This is a genomic window from Stenotrophomonas maltophilia group sp. RNC7, assembly GCF_030910085.1.
Classification (GTDB): domain Bacteria; phylum Pseudomonadota; class Gammaproteobacteria; order Xanthomonadales; family Xanthomonadaceae; genus Stenotrophomonas; species Stenotrophomonas sepilia.
The window spans coordinates 1-844 of record NZ_JAVFVN010000288.1 but is presented as its reverse complement, the minus strand read 5'-3'; the positions used below and the strand labels follow the sequence as shown (position 1 = coordinate 844).

1 protein-coding gene is annotated in these 844 nt (G+C 63.7%); it reads right to left on the bottom strand.

Annotation, left to right across the window (positions count from 1 at the left end; translation table 11 throughout):
* The coding region (locus tag RCF13_RS04190; RefSeq protein WP_308140895.1) for a flagellin hook IN motif-containing protein at positions 1-844 on the bottom strand (844 nt) is incomplete at both ends.

Here is an 844-nt window from a genome sequence, read left to right as displayed (position 1 = left end):
GTCGGCACGCGAGGAGTTCACCGAAGTCAATGCATCGTCAACGATGGACAGAGCGCGCTGGGCGCCTTCCACCGTGGTGATGTCCAGGTCGGCGACGGTCTTCTTCTCCGAAGCGACAACCGCGGTGGCAGTGCCGCCGATGCCGGTGAAGTCAACGGCCAGATCGGCCGGCGGATTGGCGGGGTCGGCGTCCGGAGTGCCGCCGCCGTCGGCAGTGCCGGCGGTGAAGGTGAAATCCTTGCCGGATTTCAGCGAGGTGAGCTCCAGATTGCCGTCCTTGTCCAGCTTGGCGTAGACGCCGGTCTGGTCCATCTTGTCATTGATCGCGTTGACGATGCCGTTGTTGATGTCGCTGGCCGTTGCGCCGGCCTTGAAGCTCACGTCAGCGATGGCGACGCCATTGATCTCCATGCCGGTGATCTTGCCGTCCGACTCCGCAGCATCAGCCACCACTGCGGCATCGCTCGTCTGCGTTGCAGCGAACAGACCCGAACCCAACGAGCTGGTGCGGGCGTTTACAACGCTGCTGATGCCGATCGTCTGGCCCGAATCAGCACCCACCTGGAACAGGGCGCCGGAGAACGTGCCGTCCAGCAGGTTGGTGCCGTTGAAGTTGGTCTGGCGGGCAACGCGGTCGATTTCCGAGGTCAGCTGCTTGACTTCGGCATCCAGTGCCTCGCGGTCGCTGCTGGAATTGGTAGCATTGGCCGACTGCACCGACAGCTCGCGGATGCGCTGCAGGTTATTACCGATTTCAACCATCGCGCCTTCGGCGGTCTGGGCCAGCGAGATGCCGTCGTTGGCGTTGCGCACGGCAACGTCCAGGCCGCGGATCTGCGTGCTG